At 65.4% G+C, this 19,819-nt stretch carries 12 protein-coding genes and 1 other RNA gene; 11 read left to right on the top strand and 2 right to left on the bottom strand.

The annotated features are described in order from the left end of the window. The first annotated feature begins 10 nt into the window (after nucleotides 1–10). The gene (locus B5F90_RS07500; RefSeq protein WP_087362239.1) at nucleotides 11–3,040 is read left to right on the top strand and encodes an efflux RND transporter permease subunit; all 3,030 of its coding nucleotides are present in this window, start codon (nucleotides 11–13) and stop codon (nucleotides 3,038–3,040) included. After that, a complete protein-coding gene (locus tag B5F90_RS07495) occupies nucleotides 3,037–4,308 on the top strand; it encodes a TolC family protein (RefSeq protein WP_204229537.1) in 1,272 nt (423 codons plus the stop codon). Before B5F90_RS07500 ends, B5F90_RS07495 begins: the two co-directional genes overlap by 4 nt. Before the next feature lie 332 nt (nucleotides 4,309–4,640). Here B5F90_RS07495 and B5F90_RS07490 read toward each other — a convergent pair whose 3' ends face one another. Next, nucleotides 4,641–4,958, bottom strand: a complete 318-nt coding sequence (locus B5F90_RS07490) for a hypothetical protein (RefSeq protein ID WP_087362177.1) — start codon at nucleotides 4,956–4,958, stop codon at nucleotides 4,641–4,643. Between the two features lie 257 nt (nucleotides 4,959–5,215). On the opposite strand from B5F90_RS07490, the gene B5F90_RS07485 reads away from it, so the two are divergent. From B5F90_RS07485 to B5F90_RS07470, 3 genes are all read left to right on the top strand, one after another. Further along, the gene (locus B5F90_RS07485) at nucleotides 5,216–8,203 is read left to right on the top strand and encodes a tetratricopeptide repeat protein (RefSeq protein ID WP_087362176.1); all 2,988 of its coding nucleotides are present in this window, start codon (nucleotides 5,216–5,218) and stop codon (nucleotides 8,201–8,203) included. 11 nt (nucleotides 8,204–8,214) lie between these two features. Then, nucleotides 8,215–10,065 carry a hypothetical protein gene (locus tag B5F90_RS07480; protein WP_087362237.1) on the top strand — a complete coding sequence of 617 codons (1,851 nt, stop codon included), beginning with the start codon at nucleotides 8,215–8,217 and terminating at the stop codon, nucleotides 10,063–10,065. A 311-nt stretch (nucleotides 10,066–10,376) separates the two neighbouring features. Continuing rightward, nucleotides 10,377–12,767 carry a TonB-dependent receptor gene (locus tag B5F90_RS07470; RefSeq protein ID WP_087362174.1) on the top strand — a complete coding sequence of 797 codons (2,391 nt, stop codon included), beginning with the start codon at nucleotides 10,377–10,379 and terminating at the stop codon, nucleotides 12,765–12,767. A 231-nt stretch (nucleotides 12,768–12,998) separates the two neighbouring features. On the opposite strand, the gene ffs is transcribed toward B5F90_RS07470, so the two are convergent. After that, nucleotides 12,999–13,097, bottom strand: an RNA gene (ffs, locus tag B5F90_RS07465) — signal recognition particle sRNA small type. A gap of 49 nt (nucleotides 13,098–13,146) precedes the next feature. On the opposite strand from ffs, the gene mltG reads away from it, so the two are divergent. The 6 genes from mltG (at nucleotide 13,147) to B5F90_RS07435 (ending at nucleotide 19,794) form a co-directional block, all read left to right on the top strand. Further along, nucleotides 13,147–14,163, top strand: a complete 1,017-nt coding sequence (mltG, locus tag B5F90_RS07460; RefSeq protein WP_087362173.1) for an endolytic transglycosylase MltG — start codon at nucleotides 13,147–13,149, stop codon at nucleotides 14,161–14,163. A gap of 67 nt (nucleotides 14,164–14,230) precedes the next feature. Further along, nucleotides 14,231–14,833 carry an L-threonylcarbamoyladenylate synthase gene (locus tag B5F90_RS07455; protein WP_087362172.1) on the top strand — a complete coding sequence of 201 codons (603 nt, stop codon included), beginning with the start codon at nucleotides 14,231–14,233 and terminating at the stop codon, nucleotides 14,831–14,833. A 278-nt stretch (nucleotides 14,834–15,111) separates the two neighbouring features. Then, on the top strand, nucleotides 15,112–15,693 hold the full coding sequence (locus tag B5F90_RS07450; RefSeq protein ID WP_087362171.1) for a DUF4199 domain-containing protein: 582 nt from the start codon (nucleotides 15,112–15,114) through the stop codon (nucleotides 15,691–15,693). Between the two features lie 4 nt (nucleotides 15,694–15,697). Next, entirely contained in the window at nucleotides 15,698–16,654 is a 957-nt protein-coding gene (locus B5F90_RS07445; RefSeq protein ID WP_087362170.1) for a glycosyltransferase family 2 protein, read from the top strand. A gap of 8 nt (nucleotides 16,655–16,662) precedes the next feature. Then, a complete protein-coding gene (locus tag B5F90_RS07440; protein ID WP_204229536.1) occupies nucleotides 16,663–17,127 on the top strand; it encodes a DUF4293 domain-containing protein in 465 nt (154 codons plus the stop codon). A gap of 261 nt (nucleotides 17,128–17,388) precedes the next feature. Continuing rightward, nucleotides 17,389–19,794, top strand: coding sequence for a DUF5689 domain-containing protein (locus B5F90_RS07435; RefSeq protein ID WP_143256130.1), 2,406 nt, complete (start codon nucleotides 17,389–17,391; stop codon nucleotides 19,792–19,794). Nucleotides 19,795–19,819: the final 25 nt, after the last annotated feature.

Raw genomic sequence — 19,819 nt, 5'->3', positions numbered from 1 at the left:
GCTCCCGACGATGAATCTTCCCGAATATACGCTCCGCCGCCGCAAGGTGGTCTGGTTCCTGCTTCTGGTGCTGCTTGCGGGCGGCGCCGCGAGCTTCGCCTCGCTCGAAAAGAAGGAGGACGCCCTCTTCGTCATCAAGAGCGCCATGCTCGTCTGCACCTATCCTGGCGCCACGCCCGAGCAGGTCGAGGAGCTGGTCACCGAACCCGTCGAACGCGAGGTGCAGGCCATGCGTGCCGTCCACAAGGTGACCTCCGAGTCGGGCTACGGGGTGGCGAAGGTGCTCGTCGAGCTGGACCCGGCCACCCGCGCCGCCGAGATTCCGCAGCTCTGGGACGAGCTGCGGCGCCGCGTGCTCGACGTGCAGCCGACGCTGCCCGAGGGGGTCTCGCCGATTCGCGTGGCCGACGACTTCGGCGACCTCTACGGAATCTACTACGGACTCTCGGCCGACGAGGGCTTCACCTGGAGCGAGCTGCGCCAGTGGGCCCAGCGCATCAAGCGCGAGCTGGTGACGCTCGACGGCGTGCAGAAGGTGGCGCTCTTCGGCGAGCAGACCCCCGTGGTGAACCTCTACGTGAGTCTGGCGGCGCTGGCCAACTTCTCGATTCGCCCCGAGACGGTCGTCGCGACCATCGCGCGGCAGAACACCCTGGTCGAGAGCGGTCTGAAGCAGGCGGGGCTCATGCAGGTGCGCCTGCTCGAGGACGGGACCTACCGCACGACGGAGGACATCGCCGACCAGCTGCTCATCTCGTCGACGGGCAAGCAGTACCGGCTGGGCGACGTGGCGCGCGTCGAGCGCGGATACGTCTCGCCGCCGCAGAGCCTCATGCGCGTCAACGGCCGCCGGGCCATCGGCATCGGCATCTCGACCGAAGCGGGGGTCGACGTCGTCCGGAGCGGCCGCGCCGTGGGGCGGGTGCTCGAGTCGCTGCGCAGCCGGATGCCCGTCGGGCTGGAGCTCACGGAGCTCTATCCCGAGGACCGCATCGCCCGCGAGGCCAACACCGCCTTTGCCCTCAACCTGGCCGAGTCGCTGGCCATCGTCGTGGCGCTCATCATGCTCCTGATGGGGGTGCGGGCCGGGGTGCTCATCGGCAGCTCGCTGCTCTTCTCCATCGGCGGCACGCTGCTGCTCATGCTCCTGCTGGGCGAGGGGCTCAACCGCACGTCGCTCGCCGGCTTCATCATCGCCATGGGGATGCTGGTCGACAACGCCATCGTGGTGACCGACAACGCCCGGCAGGCGATGCTGCGCGGCGTTGCGTGCCGCCGCGCGCTGGTCGAGGGTGCCAATGGCCCCCGCTGGAGCCTGCTGGGGGCGACGCTCATCGCCATCGTCTCCTTCCTGCCGCTCTATCTGGCGCCGTCGGCCGTGGCCGAAATCGTCAAGCCGCTCTTCGTCGTGCTGGCCGTCTCGCTGCTGCTCAGCTGGCTGCTGGCCCTCACGCAGACGCCGCTCATGGGCGAGCTGCTGCTCCGCACGGAGCCCCGCACGGGCGGCGGAGAGGGGGCCTTCTTCCGCCGCTTCAATCGTCTGCTCGGCGCGCTGCTGCGCCACCGCTGGCGGACGGTTGCCGTCGCGCTGCTGCTCTTCGCCCTCTCGCTCTGGACGATGGGGCGCATGCCGCAGAACTTCTTCCCCGAGATGGACAAGCCCTACTTCCGCGCCGACGTGCTGCTGCCCGAGGGCTACGGCATCCGCTCGACGGAGCAGGTCATCGAGCGGATGGAGGGGTGGCTGCGCCGCCGCCCGGAGGTGAAGAACGTCTCGGCAACGATGGGCTCCACGCCGCCGCGCTACTACCTGGCCAGCGGCAGCGTGACCATGAAGCCCAACTTCGGCAACCTGCTCGTCGAGCTCCGCGACCGCCGTCAGACGCGGCAGGTCGAGGAGGAGTTCGGCCGCTACGTCCGCGCGGAGTTTCCCGACGTGTGGCTGCGCTCGTCGCTCTTCAAGCTCTCGCCCGTGCCCGATGCGGTCATCGAGTTCGGCTTCGTGGGGCACGACCCCGAGGTGCTGTGCCGCCTCACGGAGCAGGTGGAGCGCATCATGTGGCGGACGCCCGGCACGGAGAACATCCGCAACAGCTGGGGCAACCGCATCCCCACGTGGATGCCCGTCTATTCGCAGATGAAGGGGCAGCGCATCGGCGTGAACCGCAGCCAGATGGCGCAGGACCTCACGGTGGCCACGCAGGGCTTCCCGCTGGGCGAGTTCCGCGAGGGGGACCTCATCATGCCCATTCTGCTCAAGGACGAGAATCTGGCCGACTACAACCTCACCAACCTGCAGACGCTTCCGCTCTTCACCCCCGCCGGGCGGGTCTTCTCGCTGGGGCAGGCCACCGACGACTTCCGCTTCGACTTCCGCACGGGGGTCATCCGCCGCTACAACCGCGAGCGGGTGATGAAGGCGCAGTGCGACCCGGCGCCGGGGGTCAACGCCGCGCGCCTCTTTGCGACGCTGCGCGACGAGGTGCGGCGCACGGTCGAGCTCCCCGAGGGCTACACGCTCCGCATCTTCGGCGAGGAGGAGAGCCGCGAGGAGTCGAACGCCGCCCTGATGAAGTACCTGCCGCTGACGGCCGCGGCCATCTTCTTCATCCTGCTGCTCCTCTTCGGCAACTACCGCGACCCGGTGGCCGTGCTGCTGCTGGCGCCGCTGCTCTTCATCGGCGTGGTGGCGGGGCTGCTCGTCACGGGGCGCACGTTCAACTTCTTCGCGCTGCTGGGGCTCATCGGGCTGGCGGGCATGTATGTCAAGAACGCCGTGGTGCTCGTCGCCCGCATCGGCGAACTGCGCAGCGGCGGGATGGCTCCCGGCGAGGCGTTGGCCGAGGCGACGCGCAGCCGCATCGTGCCGGTGGTGAGCGCCTCGGGAACGACCGTTCTGGGCATGCTGCCGCTGCTCTTCGACTCGATGTTCGGGGCGATGGCCGCCACCATCATGGGCGGTCTGCTGGCCGCCACGCTGCTCACGATTCTGGTGCTGCCGGTGGTCTATGCCCTCTTCCACAAAATCCGTCTGTCATGAAACATTCCCGCCGGCTTCTGCCGCTCCTTCTGCTTGTCCTGCTCCTTGCCGCACGGATACCGCTGCGGGGGCAGACCCTCCTCGACGACTACCGCCGCGACGTGCTCCGCTACAGCCGCGCGCTGAAGATGGCCGCGTCGGCCAGCCGTGCGGCCGGCGAACGGCTGGCCGTGGCCCGCACGGGCTACCTGCCCCGGCTGTCGCTCGACGGCAGTTTCTCGGTGGCGATGCGCCGCAGCGAGGGGGCGAAGCCGTGGAGCTTCGGGGTGACGCCCCAGCTGGTGCAGACGCTCTACGGTGGCGGGGCGGTCCGCGCGGCGGTCGACGAGGCGTCGCTCGGGAGCGACATCGCCCTCTGCGACGAGGAGTTCACCCGCTTCGAGGTCTGCTATTCGGCCGAGTACACCTACTGGAACCTCTCGGCCATGGAGGAGTTCGCCGCCTCGATGCGCCGCTACGTGGGGCTGATTCGCTCGCTCAAGGAGGTGGTCGACTACCGCTTTAGCGAGGGCTACGTCGCGCGCAGCGACGTGCTGATGATTGACGCGCGGCTGAGCGAGGCGGCCTACGAACTGCTCACGGCCGAGCGCAACCTGGCGGTGGCGCGCCACAACTTCAACCTGCTGCGCGGCGCCGCGGGCGAACAGCAGGCCCGACTGGCGCAGAGCATCCGCGATACGCTGCCGCTGCCGGCGCGGGTGGCGGCCGACGAGGTGCTGGAGCGCCGTGCGGACCTCAGGGCCGCACGTCTGGCCGGCGAGCGGGCCGCGGCCGGTGTGCGGGCGGTGCGCTCGGAATACAACCCCCGGCTGAGCGTCGGGGTGGGGGCGTCGTGGCGGCCCCACTCGCCCAACCGCACGGGCTCCACGCTGCTCGACGGCGAGGCCTTCGTGCAGCTCTCGGTGCCGATTTTCCACGGCGGCGAGCGTCGCCGGGCGGTGCGGGCCGCACGGACCGAGCAGGCGCGCACCGTGTGGCAGGAGGCGCAGCTGCGCGACGACGTCGTGCGCGAGGAGATGAACGGCTGGACGACGATGGCCCAGGCCCGCGCGCAGGTCGTCGCCTCGGAGCAGAGCCTGCGCATCGCGGGCGAGAACCTCGAAATCAGCACCTACTCTTACGGCGAGGGGCAGGCCTCGATTCTCGACGTGCTGCAGGCGCAGCTGAGTTGGATTCAGCTCTATACGAACGCCATCCAGTCGCGCTACAACTATGCCGTGGCGGTGGCCGACTACCGGCGCATCACCGCCACGCCGGCGGAGGAGTAGGGTGGCGGCAGTCGCGGTGCGAAGAGCCGCACGGTGGAGGAGTAGGGTGGCGGCGGTCGCGGTGCGAAGAGCCGCACGGCCCCTGCGGCGCTCATGAAGCGGGGCCCGGAGTGCCGCAGACGGCTCCCCGGGCCCCGCCGGGCTCCATTCGGCATTCCGAACCCCGCTTGACTTTCCGGGCCTCAGTCGGTTCTGCCCGGGCCCTTAGTCGGTTCCGCCCGGCCCCGTTCGGTCCCGTCCGGCCCCGCTGGGCTTTCCGGCCACGGTTCGGCCACGCTGGGCCGACTTCGGCTCCCTTTGCGGGGGCGGGGCGGGAGCGGGGACGGGAGGGGTCACCCCTTGTCGGGCTCGGTGCTCACGATGACAATCTCGCAGCTGACGGGGGCAATCCGCCCCAGCATGCGGGTCGTGCCGCAGGCCTGCTCGTGGGTGAGCCGCAGGGCGTGGCTCACGGCCGTCTGCTCCTGCTCGCGGCGGCAGGCGACGTTGAAGTGGAGGCGGAACGAGGTGAAGAGGCTCTCGTCGCGCAGCGAGTCGGTGTCGAGCTCGCCCGAGAGGCTGATTTCGAAGTTGCTCGGGCGGACGTGGCTCTGCTCCATGAGGCGCAGCGCGACGCGCCCGGCGGCGCAGGCACCCGCGCGGAGCAGCATCCCGTGGGGGGGGGCAGCTCCGTGCAGGCGGTCTCCGGTTCGGGCCGGAAGGTCGAATCGGCATTCATGCGAAGTGTGATTTTTTCGGTCATGGTCGACAGGATTTTGTGTTACCTCTCCATCGCGGGCAATAATCGTTCCCCGATGGTGTGCGGATGGCCAAAAAGTATTATCTTTGAGCCATCCTTTGCGAAGCCCGCCGCCCTCCGCTTCCGGAGACGCATGCGGCACGGGGGCTTCGCCCAAAAACGAATGCTATGCGCGGAAAACTGATTTGGTCGCTGCTGCTGGGCTCCCTTGCGTGGATGCAGACGCAGGCGGCGACACCCGAGGCTCTGGCCGCCCTCGAGCGCGGCCGCGAACTCTTCGACCACGGCCGTTGGAGCGACGCCCGGCTCGAATTCCTCAAGGCGCGCGAGGGGGTTACCCCGGCCGACTACCACGCCCTCCAGAGCATCGACTACCACCTGGCGGCCTGCGCCGTCGAGCTGGGCAGCCGCGATGCCGAAGCGGCGCTGCTGGACTTCGAGCAGCGCTACCCGGGCTCGGTCTTCGCCAACGACGTGCGCTTCTCGCTGGGCTCCTACTACTGCACGCAGTCCGATTTCGAACGGGCCCGCGACTGCTTCGAACGGACCGACTACAAGGCGCTCGACCGCTCGCGCCGCGAGCAGTACGACGTGCGGATGGGCTACGTCGCCTTCACCGAGGGGCGCTATGACCAGGCCTACGACTACTTCGACCGCATCGGCAGCCGCAGCCGCTACATCGACCATGCCCGCTACTACAAGGCCTACATCGACTATGCCGAGGGACGCTACGGACGGGCCCGCCAGGGCTTCGAGCAGCTGGCCCGCAGCGAGGCCTACGGCCCCGTGGTGCCCTACTACCTGCTGCAAATCGAGTTCCGCGAGGGGAACTACCGCTACGTGGTCGACCACGGCGACGAGCTGATGCGCAAGGCCGTGCCGGCGCGCCGCGCCGAGCTGGCGCGCGTGGTGGCCGAGTCGTGGTTCCATCTGGGCGACTACAACCGCACGCTCGAGTACCTGGCCGTGTTCGAGGAGTCGGGCGGCGAGCCGGGACGCGACGAGAACTACCTCAAGGGCTTCTCGCTCTACCGCACGGCCCGCTACGCCGAGGCCGAGGAGCCGCTCCGCAAGGCGTGCGGCGCCGACGACGCCCTGACGCAGAACGCCTCGTACCACCTGGCCGACTGCTGCCTGCGTAACGGCGACAAGCAGTCGGCGATGGAGGCCTTCGCCATGGCGGCCAACGAGCAGTTCGACTCCACGATTGCCGAGGATGCCCTCTTCAACTACGGCAAGCTGCAGTACGAGCTGGGCGGCGGCGCCTTCAACGGGGCCATCAACGTGCTGAGCCGCTACGTGGAGCGTTACCCCTCGTCGCCGCGCGCGGCCGAGGCGCGGACGCTGCTGGTGGCGGCCTACTACAATTCGCGTGACTACGATGCCGCCTACGAGGCCATCCGCGCCGTGCCGGAGCCCGATGCCGAGATTCGCGCCGCACTCCAGAAAATCGCCTACTTCCGTGCGCTGGAGGCCTACTCGGCGGGTGACCTGGCGGCCGCCCAGCGCTCGCTGGATGAATCCGAGCGGGTGAACGTCAGCCCGAAATATGCGGCGCTCGGCAACTTCTGGCAGGGCGAAATCGCCTTTGCGCAGGGCGACCGCGCCACCGCCGCTTCGCGCTACAACGCCTACCTGAAGCGGGCGCCCCGCAGCGAACGCGAATATGCGCTGGCGTGGTACAATCTGGGCTACTGCGACTTCGACCGCGGACGGATGAGCCAGGCGCGCGCCTCGTTCGAGAAGTTCCTCGCGCTCCGTACGGCCCCGGCCCGCTACCGCGCCGACGCCTGCAACCGTCTGGGCGACACCTACTATTCGGAGCGGTCGTTCGACCGTGCGCTCGAGGCCTATGCCCGCGCCGAGGCTGCCGGTGGCGACGCCTCCGCGACGCGCTACGCCCGCTACCAGCGGGCCGTGACGCTCGGCATCGTGGGGCGCAACGACGAGAAAATCGCCGTGCTGCGCCAGCTGGCCGCCGACCGCGGGGGAGAGTATGCCGATGCGGCCGCCTACGAGCTGGGACGCACCTACATCGCACAGCAGCGTTACGACGAGGGGGCCCGGGCGCTCGAACGCTTCGTCGAGGAGTACCCCTCCTCGCCGCGCGTGACGCAGGCCCTCTCGGACCTGGGTCTGGCCTACCTCAATCTGGGTGACCGCGCGCGGTCGCTCTCCAGCTACGAGCGGGTGGTGAGCACCTCGCCCCACTCGCCCGAGGCGAAGGAGGCGATGCAGGGCATCCGCGAAATCTATGTCGAGCAGGGCAACGTCGACGGCTACTTCGCCTACGCCGAGCGGGTGGGGGCCGAGAGCGACCTGACGGCCCTCTCGCGCGACTCGCTCACGTTTGCCGCCGCGCAGAAGCTCTACCTGGCCGACCGGGTGGAGGATGCGGCCAAGTCGCTGCGCAGTTACGTGAACAACTATCCGAAGGGGTATTACCTCAACGACGCGCTCTATTACCTGAGCGACTGCTACCTGCGCAGCGGCGAGCGCGAATATGCTATCGAGAGCCTCACGGAGCTTGCCTCGCGCGGACAGCATCCCTACCGGGTGACGGTCCTCGAGAAGCTCTCCGAGCTGACCTACGCCGAGAAGCGCTACGACGAGGCTGCGGCGGCCTACCGCCAGCTCTACGATGCGGCGCCGACCGCCTCGGGGCGCGAGGATGCCATGACGGGCTACGTGCGGGCGACGCTCGCCGGGGGCGATACGGCCAAAATCGAGGCGATGGCGGCCGACGTTGCGGCCCATCCCGACGCCGGGGCCACGGCGCTGCGCGAGTCGAAGTATGCGCTGGCCGGCCTGCTCCGCGAGCGGGGCGACGGCGACGCGGCGCTGAAGCTCTACCGCGAGCTTGCCGCGGAGGTGCGCACGAAGGAGGGCTGCGAGGCGGCCTACCGCCTCATCGAGGCGCAGTTCGCCTCGGGCGACCTGGAGGGGTGCGAGAAGGCGGTCTTCGCCTTTGCCGACCGGGAGCCCGCCTCCTCCTACTGGCTGGCCAAGGCCTACATCCTGCTGGGTGACCTCTACGTGCGCCGGGGCGACGGCTTCCAGGCCCGCGCCACCTACCAGAGCGTGGCCGACGGATACTCGCCCGCCGACGACGGCATCGTCGACGAGGCGAAGAAGCGAATCGAAAAACTGAATTGAGCAAGAGCAAGATGAAGAGATTGTTGCTGGCCGTCGCCCTGTTGACGGCATTCCCCTGCGCGACGATGGCGCAGGTGGAGAAGCAGGTCGAGGTGACCAAGGCCTATGTCCCGAAGGTGGAGCAGGCCGCGAAGCTGGCCATCGAACCCGACATGACCGATACGGTGCAGATGCGCCCCGAAATCGACTATACGATTACGCCGCTGTCGCTCGAGACGACTCTCGATACGCGGCCGATTCGCCCGGCGTCGGTCACCTACTGGGAGTTCAACCGTCCGCTGCCCTTCTATCTGAAGGTCGGTGCGGGCTATCCGCTCAATTCGGTGCTGGACTTCTACGCCGCCACGCAGAATCCCGATACGGGCTATGCGCTGGGCTACATCAACCACAAGGGGCGCTATGCCGACATCCGGAACTGCTTCGATGTGAAGAATAACTCGCTCTGGATGGAAAACCGCGCGGGCGTGGCTGCCGGCAAGTATCTGGGACGCCACCTGCTCGAGGGGCACGTCAGCTACGAGAACCGCCTGCTGCACCGCTACGGAGTCTACCTCGCTCCGTGGCATGAGGATATGCGCCCGTGGATGGAGAAGCCGGTTGCCGGTTCGAAGGTCAACTACGGTGAGTTCGCCCTGAAGGTGCGTTTCGGCGACGACTTCAAGGATATGGAGCGCCTCAACTTCGACGTCACGCTCGACGGGTTGCTCTTCCGCGACCATTCGTGGGCCTATGACTATCCGTCGAAGGCGCAGCAGACCAACCTCGGGGCGAAGGCCCGCCTCGGGCGCCGCTTCGGCCGCCATCTGCTCCTGCTGCAGGGCGGGTACGACTACCTGGGCGGCGGACGCAGCTACGACTTCTACTCGGAGAACATCGTCCGCGCCGGGGCCCGCTACGGCTACGAGGGCGGGGTAGTGGCACTTGAGGTGGGGGCCGACTACACGTGGGACAAAATCGCGGGAGCCTCCTCGCGCAGCTACATCTTCCCCTATGCCCGGTTCGAATTCAACATCGGCACCGAGAAGCTGCGCCCCTTCCTTGACGTCGACGGAGGACTGCACGACAACAGCTTCCGCTCGCTCACGCGGATGAATCCCTACGTGACGGCGCCTACCCGGTTCAATGCGCACTGGGAGAAGTTGAACGTGTCGGAGCCCCTGCAGCTTGCCTTCCGGCAGAAGAGTTCGGCCGACTACAACGTGCGGCTGGGCATTCACGGCTCCATCTTCCGCAAGATGCTCTCCTACCGCATCTATGCCGGCTTCTCGGTGCGCGACGACCATCCCTACTGGTATTCGCTCTCGGCTCGGGAATTCGAGCGCCTGTCGGACGAAGGTGGGGATGAGTCCATCCTCGCGGCCTTCAACGGCTACTTCATCCCCGTCTTCGGGCGACAGACCGTCACCTCGTTCCACGGCGAGGTTGAGTTCCGTCCGGTGAGCAGCTTCCTGCTCTCGCTCGAGGCGCACGGCTATGCCTACAACAACGACCTGGCGCTCCAGACGGGCGAGCCTCGCTTCCGGGGCGCGGTCAAGGCCCGCTACGAAGGAGGCAAGGTGTCGTTCGGCGTGGGGCTCCACATGCAGAGCAAGCGGAAGTGGTCAACACTTTACGAGGCCATGCTAACCCCCCAGCTTGGCAGTCCCGAATACATTTATGCACACTACTTCTCGCCCGACTACTTGGGCTCGTTCGAGGCTCCCTTCGCCTTCGACCTGCGGGCCGATGTGGTGTGGAAGGTCAGCGGACGCGTGACGCTCTTCGCCGAGGGGCGCAACCTGCTCGACCGGCGGCTCTACGACTACGCCTGGTATCCCGAGTACGGCGCCAACTTCACGGCGGGCGTCATCCTCAACTTCTGAGCCGCCCGTCAGGCCGCCATCGAAGCGTCCGGGCCACCCGTTGAGCCGCCGGGCTGTCCGTCCGGGCCGCCCGTCCGAGCTGCCCACTGAGCCGCCGCCGGGTCGTCCGCCGGGTCGTCCGCCGGGTTCTCCGTCGGGGTCGCCCACCAAGCCATCCGTTCAGACCGTCCGACGGGTTCCCCGCCGAGCCGCCCGCGCGCGGCATCCTTTGCGACGCAATGCATGCAACTCCGGTCCGAAAAGGGCCGGAGTTTGCCGTATCATTGTCCGATGTATCTGATAATGCATTGTTTTTTCACTACATTTGTAGTATGAAAACCGTTCGCCTGCTTCTTTCGTTCGCCGCGGCGCTGCTCTCCCTCTCCGCCGCAGCCGCTCCGAAGGGCTACCCGGTCCGGGGCCGTGTCATCGACCGCAATACGCGCCAGCCGGTGCCCTATGCCTCGGTGGTGGTCTCCGATGCCGGAAACCGCGGCGCTTCGACCGACTCGGCCGGCATGTTCACCATCGAGCGGGTCGAGCCCGGCATCCGGCGCTTCGTCATCTCGTCGCTCGGCTACCGGACCTTCCTCACGTCGGAGTATCTAGTTTCGGCGGCGACCCCCTTCGTCGAGGTGGAGCTCGAGGAGGCCCCCGGCGCCATCGAGGCGGTGACGGTCACGCCGTCGCCCTTCCGGCGGACGGTCGAGAGCCCCGTGGCGATGCACGTCATCGGCGTGCGCGAAATCGAGAAGAGCCCCGGCTCGAACCGCGACATCTCGCGCATCGTGCGCTCCTATCCCGGCGTCGCCTTCTCGCCCGTGGGCTACCGCAACGACCTGATTGTCCGCGGCGGAGGCCCCTCGGAGAACCGCTTCTACATGGACGGCATCGAGATTCCGAACATCAACCACTTCGCCACGCAGGGCGCCACGGGAGGCCCGGTGAGCATTCTCAACTCGGACCTCGTGCGCGAAATCAGCTTCTATACGGGGGCCTTCCCCGTCGACCGCTCCGGAGCGCTCAGCTCGGTGCTCGACTTCCGGCTCAAGGACGGCGATATGGATAAGCAGAGCTTCAAGGCGACGCTGGGCGCCTCGGAGGTCTCGCTCAGCGGCCGCGGCCACATTGGGCGCAAGACCACCTACCTCTTCTCGTTGCGGCAGTCCTACCTCCAGCTGCTCTTCAAGATGCTGGGGCTCCCCTTCCTGCCCAACTTCATCGACGGGCAGTTCAAGGTCAAGAGCCGCCTGACGGAGCGTGACGAGCTTGTGGTGCTGGGGCTGGCGGGCATCGACGACATGAAGCTCAACACCGACCAGAAGGGCGAGGAGGCCGAATACCTGCTCAGCTACCTGCCCCGCATCCAGCAGGAGACCTTCACCGTGGGGGCCACCTACCGCCACTATGCGGGCATCCATACGCAGTCCGTCGCGCTGAGCCACACCTATCTGAACAACCGCAACCTGAAGTACCGCAACAACGACTCCTCGACCGAGGAGAACCTGACGCTGCGCCTGCGCTCCGTCGAGCAGAAGAGCACGCTGCGGGCCGACAACCGCTCGCAGCTGGGGCGCTGGACGCTGCGCGCCGGCGCCGAGCTGACCTACTCGACCTATACGAACACCACGCTGCAGCGCCTCTTCCACAGCGCCGAGCAGGGGAGCGAGCTCTCCGACTATCGCACGTGGCTCGGCATGGTGGGGTGGGGCGCCTTCGTCGGCGCCGACTACAAGTCGCCCAACGAGCGCTTCACGGCCTCGGCCGGCGTGCGGGCCGACGGCTGCGACTACTCCTCGTCGACGAGCGCCTTCTGGCGCAACCTCTCGCCGCGCCTCTCGCTCTCGTATGCCTTTTCGCACGCCTGGTCGCTCAGCGGCAGCGCGGGCCTCTACTACCAGCTGCCTCCCTATACGGCCCTCGGCTTCAAGGACGGCGGCGCGCTGGTCAACCTCGGGCTCGACTACATGCGCGTGACGGAGGGCTCGCTGGGGGTCAAGTGGAACCTGCGCGACCGGCTGATGCTCTCGCTCGAGGGGTTCTACAAGTTCTACGACCGGGTGCCGCTGTCGGTGGCCGACGGCGTGCCCCTCACCTGCAAGGGGAACGACTACGGCGTGGTGGGCAACGAACAGCTGCTCTCCACGGCCGAAGGACGCTCCTACGGTCTGGAGGCGATGGTCAGCTGGCAGCTGCCCGACCGGGTCAACGTCGTGGGGTCGTTCACGCTCTACCGCAGCGAATACCGCAGCGACCGCCACGCCCCCTACATCGCCTCGGCGTGGAACAACCGCTTCGTGGCCAACGTGAGCGGCACCTACGACTTCCCGCGCAACTGGAGCGTCGGCCTGAAGCTGAGCGCCGTGGGCGGGGCGCCCTATACGCCCTACGACGTCGACAAGTCGTCGCTCAAGGAGGCGTGGGATGCCCAGGGACGTCCCTACTACGATTATGACCGCTACAACGCCGAGCGGCTCGATGCCTTTGCGCAGCTCGACCTGCGCATCGACAAGGTCTTCTACTTCCGGCGCTGCATGCTCGGCATCTACATCGACCTGCAGAACATCACGGTGAGCAAGCTGCGCCAGCCCGACGTGCTGATGAGCACCGGGGTGGTGGAGAATCCCACGGCGCCCCTTGCTGAACAGCGCTACCGGATGAAATACATCGCGCAGGAGAGCGGAACGCTCCTCCCGACGCTGGGTGTGACCGTCGAGTTCTGAGCCGGCCGCCGCGTGTCGGGCCGGGCGAGAGAGAGAATCCGGAGAAAGGGTGGAGAAGATGGAGGATGGGCAGACCTGCCGCAAGGAGCTGCGCGCGGGGCGGGCGGCTGCTGAGCGCGGCCGTGGCAACTGGGCACGCAGGGCACAACAGGGCTCGGCAGAACGCCGCAGGGTACAACAAGGTACTGGAAGGTGCCGGAGGATGCCGCAGGTTGCGGCAGGGCACAAAAAAATGGGTAAGCTACTTATATCGCACCGCTACGACCACATACCCTTGCTCGATTCCTCGCCTGGGGGATTCTGTGGGAGCTGGTCGTATAAGACTTACCCGCGACAAAAGTAGGAATATTTTCCTATCTTTGCAAGAAATTTTCGTCGAATGCACAAAAAAGCGCTTCTTTTCATCACGCTCGTCGCCCTCGTTGTGGTGATGGCCGGGGCGGCCCTCGTCGTCCGCAACCAGTTCTACGGCAGTGCCGTACACGAGGAGTCCGACCTCTACGTCAGCTCGCGGTGCGACTACGCCGCCCTGCGCGACACGCTCGCGCGGCATATCGGCCACCGCTGGGCCTTCGACCGCTATGCCTCCCGTCTGGAGCTCGGGCGGAGCTTCAAGCCGGGCCGCTACCTGCTCCGGCCCGGGATGAACGTCATCGAGGTGGCCCGCATGCTTAAGCTCGGGGAGCAGACCCCCGTGCGCATCACCTTCAACAACGTCCGCACCCCGGCGCAGCTGGCAGGAAAGCTCGGCCGGCAGTTCGACGCCGACTCGGCCTCCTTCGCGCAGGTGCTCACCTCCGATTCGCTGGCCCGGACGCTGGGCTTCGACAGCGTGACGCTCTTCTCGATGTTCATCCCCAACACCTACGAATTCTACTGGACCGCCTCGCCGCAGGAGTTCGTCATCCGCATGAAGCGCGAATACGACCGCTTCTGGGCTGCGGGCCGCGACGAGAAGCGCGACCGCAGCGGCCTGAGCCGGCTGGAGGTGATGACCCTCGCCTCGATTGTCTACGAGGAGACGCGCAAGGTCGACGAGATGCCCCGCATTGCCGGCGTCTACATCAACCGCCTGCGCCGGGGCATTCCCCTGCAGGCCGACCCCACGGTCAAGTATGCCATGCAGGATTTCGGGCTGCGGCGGATTCTCTACAAACACCTGAAGTACCCCTCGCCCTACAACACCTATGTGAACAAGGGGCTCCCCCCTTCGCCCATCTGCATGCCGAGCATCGATGCCATCGATGCGGTGCTGGGCTACGAGCGCCACGACTACCTCTTTTTCTGCGCCCGTCCGACCTTCGACGGCTACCACAACTTCGCCCGCACGCTGCGCGAGCACAACGCCAACGCACGGGCTTACAGCGCCGAACTCAACCGCCGTCGGATAAAGTGACGCGCCGTGCGGCGAAAAAGGGGCCTCGGCGGCCGTTTTTGAATAAAAAATTGCTACCTTTGTTCGCATGATAACAAAGATTTACGCACAGAATCCCTCGGAGCGGGAGCTGGCCCGGGTCGTGGCCGTGTTGGAGCACGACGGGGTTATCATCTATCCGACGGACAGCGTCTACGCCTTCGGCTGCTCGCTGCGGAGTCCCAAGGGGCTCGAACGGCTGCGCCGCATCCGGGGTAAGAGCGAGGGCGAGCTCTCCGTCGTCTTCGGGAGTCTGGCCCAGGTGGCCGAGTACTGCCGGGTCGACAACGCCACCTTCCGGACGCTGAAGCGGAATCTGCCGGGGCCCTTCACCTTCGTGCTCGAGGCCTCGTCGCGCATGCCCGACAAGGCGCTCGAACGCCGCAAGACCATCGGCGTGCGCATCCCGGCCCATCCCGTGGCGCGGGCCATCGTCGAGGCGCTGGGTGCGCCGCTGGCGACGGCTTCGGTGCGCGACGATGACGAGGTGGTGGAGTACACGACCGACCCCGAGCTGATTCACGAGCGCTACGGCCGCGAGGTGGAGCTGGTCATCGACGGCGGCATGGGCGACAACGTCCCCACGACGGTCGTCGACCTGACGGGCGACGAGCCCGAGGTGCTGCGCGAAGGCAAGGGCGAACTGCGCTGAGCCGGGGCCGGCTGCCGGGGGGGGCGAAAGCAGGATACCGGGCCGCCGGGGGCCAAAAGCAGGGGAGGCGAAAGCAAGGAGCCGGGCAGCCGGGGACCGACGGCGGGATGCCAGGCCGCAGGATGAGACTGAACGCTGGGCCGATTCCGGGGGCCGATGGCAGGGAAAAGCCGAACGCCGGGGGGCAGTAGGGTGGTTGCCCGACACTGGCCGCAGCCGGGGAACCGAAAGCAAGGGGACCGACAGTCGGGCGTAGAGAAAAAAGCGAAAAAAGATATATGGGAAAGACAAGTTTCTGGAACGATGCCGCCAAGTACGGGGCGATGGTCGGCCTGCTGCTGGCCGTCTCGACCGTCGTGGAGAACAGCATCGTCCTCTCGGGCCGGCTGTGGCTCTACATGCTGCTGATGGTCGAGTGGGTGGTGGCCGTGGTGCTGCACTACTACCTGCTCCACCGCTTTACGCGGCGGCGCGCCATGCAGCGCGACGAGACCGAGGGTTTCTCCTTCGGCGAAGCCTATGGCTTCATCGCGGCCATGTCGGCGCTCGGAGGCATCATCTCGGGAGCCGTGCAGTACATCTATGTCTACGGCATCATCGGCTACGGCCGCTACATCGAGCGCTCGGCCGACGCCCTCTATTCAATCATGGCCCGCAACGGCAACGTCTCGGCTTCGATGGAGAACCTCCTCTCGCAGTCGGTGGCCCAGATGCAGCAGTCGCCCGAACCGTCGGTCTTCTCGGCCGTGGGCGGCGGCGTGCTCACCAGCCTGCTCTTCGGTCTGGTCTTCGGTCTGTTCATCGCCTCGACGGTTTCGCGTCCCGCCAAACCGTTCGGAGGTCCTGAAGGTAATGTGTAACGTGATGGAAAAACTCGATTTGTCAATCGTCGTCCCCCTCTACAACGAGGCGGAGTCGCTGCCCGAGCTGGTGGCGTGGATTGACCGTGTGGCCCGGGCCAACAACCTCTCTTACGAGGCGATTCTGGTCGACGACGGCTCGAAGGACGGCTCGTGGAAGGTCATCGAATCGCTCAGGCGGAGCTATCCCGCCGTGCGCGGCATCGGCTTTGCCCGCAACTATGGCAAGTCGGCCGCCCTCTACTGCGGCTTCGAGGCGGCCCGCGGCGAGGTGGTCATCACGATGGATGCCGACCTGCAGGATTCGCCCGACGAGATTCCCGCCCTGCGTCGCATGATTCTCGACGAGGGATACGACCTGGTCTCGGGCTGGAAGAAGAAGCGCTACGACCCGCTGGGCAAGCGCCTCCCCAGCAAGTTCTTCAACTGGACGGCGCGGACGGTCTCGGGCATCCGCCTCCACGACTTCAACTGCGGTCTGAAGGCCTACCGCCTCAAGGTGGTCAAGTCCATCGAGGTCTACGGCGAGATGCACCGCTACATCCCCTTCCTGGCCAAGCAGGCGGGCTTCACGCGCATCGGCGAGAAGGTCGTCGAGCACCATGCCCGCAAGTACGGCCACTCGAAATTCGGCATGGAGCGCATGGTCAAGGGCTATCTGGACCTCATCACCGTCTGGTTCATGTCGCACTTCGGCCGCTCGCCCATGTACTTCTTCGGCGGTCTGGGAACGCTCATGTTCCTCTTCGGCGGCGTGACCACGCTGTGGGTCATCGCTACGAAAATCTACCGGCAGCTGCACGACATCCCCGTGCGCGCGGTGACCGACCAGCCGCTCTTCTATCTGGCGATTCTTGCCGTGATTCTCGGCGTGCAGCTCTTCCTGGCGGGCTTCCTCGGCGAGCTGATTAACCGGGGCTCGAGCGACCGCAACAAATATCTGATTGACCGAAAACTCTGAAACGTATTATGATACAACGAATCCAAACAATCTATCTGCTCGTGGCCGGGGTGCTCATGGGGCTTACGCTCCTGCTGCCTCTGGCGTGGTTCGGCGGCGATGCCGGGTCGTTCGAGCTGCGCGCCTTCGCGCTCAAAAGCCTCGACGGCTCGCTGCACCAGAGCACCTGGTACATGGGCGTGCTGCAGGCGGTCTCCTGCCTGCTTCCGCTGGTGACGATTTTCCTCTACCGCCGGCGGCTGCTCCAAATCCGCCTGTGCGCCGTGGCGATGGTGCTCATGGTGGGCGTGGTAGTCATGGAGGCCATCTACTACTTCCTCAGCGTACGGCTCTTCGCCGACTTCGCCTTCCACACCCAGGGCTTCCGGCCGGCCATTGCGCTGCCGCTCGTCAGCCTCTTCTTCATGTACCTGGCCGCCCGCGCGATTTTCCGCGACGAGCTGATGGTCCGTGCCGCCGACCGCATCCGCTAAGTCGGCCGCTCCGCTCTCCGCATTCTGTACTTTGGTACAAAATGCGGACTTTTTGCCCCAAATCGTCTCTTGAGGACGCTCCGGACGGAATTGTGGAGAGCGGGGTATTAAATGTGTGTTAAATGCTGGGGATGCCGGCTTGCTTTGTCGAAAAATAATTTTATCTTTACAGCGTGAAATAGGCTCCATAATGTAACCCGTTATGGGACAAATACGAATAATTATAAGACCTCACATATTCATTAATTTTTTTACTTTTTTATGAAACGATTGAATTTTTGGAGGACATTGTTCTTCTCGATGATGGCTGTGACGGCCTTCGTCGCATGTTCGAGCGATGATTCGGAGGGCTCTGGCGTAGAACCCTCAATTACGGTCAACGGAAAAGAGGCCGTGACGGTTGCTCATGACCTTTCCGCCGGTACGACCGAAGCCGTCGAAGTTGTTTCTGCCGGAAAGTGGACCCTGGTCTCGAAGACCGAGGGCTCGGATACCTGGTGTACTCCCAGCGTGAACGGCGGCAACGGCGGTACGACGCAACTTACCTTTGAGCTGGGAGCCACAGAAGAGGCGCGCACGGCTGTCTTCGACCTCTCGGCTACGGGCGAGCTGATGGGCTATCCCATCACCAAGCACGCCACGGTGACCGTGATGCAGAACGGCTCGGGCTCGACCACCGGTGAGACCAACGTGGCCGAGGTTCGTGCGCTGGTTGCAGCGATGAACCCCACGATGACCAAGGTGGACGCTTCGGCCGAGATTCTGGCTCTGGGCGACATCATCGGTGTTATCTCGGGCGACCCGGGCGAGACGCCCAACATGGGCAACAAGTACCTGACGGTCATCCAGGATGTCGACAATGCCGAGAACTCGGGTCTGATGATTAACCACAACAACGTGTCGACCTGGAAGACGGGCCAGTTGCTGAAGATTTCGCTTGCCGGCGCGCAGGTGCAGAAGTACAACGGTACGCTCCAGCTCAGCCTTTCGAACAGCGCTACGGTAACCGTGCTTGAGGAGGGTGTCGAGATTACGCCGGTCGAGCTCGCTTCGCCCGCCGACATCGCCAAGTACGAGTCGCAGCTGGTGACGCTGCCCAACGTGCAGACCGCTTCGGAGTATGCCGAAGGGACTACCTATGCTCAGCAGTACAATGCCAACTTCGTAACCGACAAGGGTGAGTCGTTTGTCGTTCGCACCAACAAGACCGGTAACGAGGGCTTCGGCGCCACCGCTATCTCGAACCTCAGCGGTCCGATTGTCGGCGTGGCCAACTGCTATCAGAGTGATAACGCCGGTGCCGTAACGGTACAGCTCTTCCCGCGCAATGCCGAGGATGTTGCCGGTCTGACGAACCCCCGCTTCACGATTCAGAGCTCGTCGGCTACCATCTCCGAGATTCTTGCCGGCGGCGAGGGTGCCTACAAGGTGGAGAATGCAACGGTGATGGCCGTTACGCAGCGTTCGTTCGTTATCCAGGATGCTACGGGTGCAATCCTCGTATTCCGCGGCTACAACAAGGAGATTCCCGAGGTGGGCTCGGTTGTTACGCTCGACGGTCAGGTTACGACCTACAACCAGGCGCTGCAGTTCGCCGCTTCGGCTACGGTGACCAAGACCGGTACGACGACCGTTACGGAGCCTTCGGCCACCGAGGTCAACGCTTCGAACATCCAGTCGATTATCGACGCCAACAAGGTTGTCTTCGTGAAGCTGCCGGGTGAGCTCTACAAGGATGGCGACTTCTACAACATGAACCTCTCGTTCGACTCGTCGCATTCGGGTTCGATTGAAGCTCCGGCCGAAAGCCTCAACATCGACAGCTACCTCAATCAGGTGGTGGATGCCTACGGCTGGTTCATCTACACGACCGGCAACGGCGCTCGCTTCACGATTGCCGCCACGAAGCTCGTCTCCAACACCACCACGCCGAGCGTGAAGTTCGACAAGACGTCGCTCTCCTTCGCCGCAACGGGCGCCGAGCCCCAGAAGGTGGGCTTCACCGCTCAGAACATCACGGGCAGCGTCGATATGGACATCGTGGGTACCGATGCCGACAAGTTCAGCATCACCGCGCAGGACGCTTCGTCGGTAACGGTATCGGTTGCCGGTGACAACACCACCGATGCCGCCTTCACGGCCCAGCTGGTTGCCAAGGTCGGCAGCGAGACGCTCGCTACGGTAGAGCTGACGCAGGCCAAGGCTGCCGCTGCAGGAGCCGAGACCATCGAGCTTGATTTCTCGACCTCGTCGTACGACATTCCCGGGTCCAGCAGTGCAACCGAGCAAACCTTCTCTACGGGTGGCTATACCTTCAAGTACCGTTATCTGAAGTACTACACCGATGGCAACTACGTGATGTTCGAAGCAAAATCGAATGAGGGCAGCTATCTGACCGTTCCTGCCGTTTCGGGCAAGAAACTCGTTAAGGTTACGATTACGAACCGCAAGGGTGCCTCGTCTACGGCTCAGGTCGCAATCTATCCGGAGGACTCTACCACCGCTGTTGCCGGCGGCGAGGCTTCCAAGTGGCCGGAGGATGCTCAGAAGCTTGCATCGGATTTGACCTTTAATCTGACGGGTACCGATGCCGGTGTTGCCTATCGCATCTATGCCATCAAGGGTAAGAATGCACAGGCTGTAAAGGTTGTTCTGGAATACGAGTAACCGCTGCCGGCATTCCATCCGCAGT

The sequence above is a fragment of the Alistipes sp. An31A genome, from assembly GCF_002159425.1.
GTDB lineage: Bacteria > Bacteroidota > Bacteroidia > Bacteroidales > Rikenellaceae > Alistipes > Alistipes excrementigallinarum.
This window is presented reverse-complemented; position numbering and strand designations above follow the sequence as displayed.

What these genes read in the sequence shown, in the direction of transcription:
- B5F90_RS07450 (WP_087362171.1), top strand. Translation starts at nt 15,112, where the DNA reads ATGGGAAAGACAAGTTTCTGGAACGATGCCGCCAAGTACGGGGCGATG.
- B5F90_RS07485 (WP_087362176.1), top strand. Translation starts at nt 5,216, where the DNA reads ATGCGCGGAAAACTGATTTGGTCGCTGCTGCTGGGCTCCCTTGCGTGG.
- B5F90_RS07490 (WP_087362177.1), bottom strand. Translation starts at nt 4,958, where the DNA reads ATGCTGCTCCGCGCGGGTGCCTGCGCCGCCGGGCGCGTCGCGCTGCGC.
- B5F90_RS07495 (WP_204229537.1), top strand. Translation starts at nt 3,037, where the DNA reads ATGAAACATTCCCGCCGGCTTCTGCCGCTCCTTCTGCTTGTCCTGCTC.
- B5F90_RS07445 (WP_087362170.1), top strand. Translation starts at nt 15,698, where the DNA reads ATGGAAAAACTCGATTTGTCAATCGTCGTCCCCCTCTACAACGAGGCG.
- B5F90_RS07480 (WP_087362237.1), top strand. Translation starts at nt 8,215, where the DNA reads ATGAAGAGATTGTTGCTGGCCGTCGCCCTGTTGACGGCATTCCCCTGC.
- B5F90_RS07470 (WP_087362174.1), top strand. Translation starts at nt 10,377, where the DNA reads ATGAAAACCGTTCGCCTGCTTCTTTCGTTCGCCGCGGCGCTGCTCTCC.
- mltG (WP_087362173.1), top strand. Translation starts at nt 13,147, where the DNA reads ATGCACAAAAAAGCGCTTCTTTTCATCACGCTCGTCGCCCTCGTTGTG.
- B5F90_RS07440 (WP_204229536.1), top strand. Translation starts at nt 16,663, where the DNA reads ATGATACAACGAATCCAAACAATCTATCTGCTCGTGGCCGGGGTGCTC.
- B5F90_RS07435 (WP_143256130.1), top strand. Translation starts at nt 17,389, where the DNA reads ATGAAACGATTGAATTTTTGGAGGACATTGTTCTTCTCGATGATGGCT.
- B5F90_RS07455 (WP_087362172.1), top strand. Translation starts at nt 14,231, where the DNA reads ATGATAACAAAGATTTACGCACAGAATCCCTCGGAGCGGGAGCTGGCC.
- B5F90_RS07500 (WP_087362239.1), top strand. Translation starts at nt 11, where the DNA reads ATGAATCTTCCCGAATATACGCTCCGCCGCCGCAAGGTGGTCTGGTTC.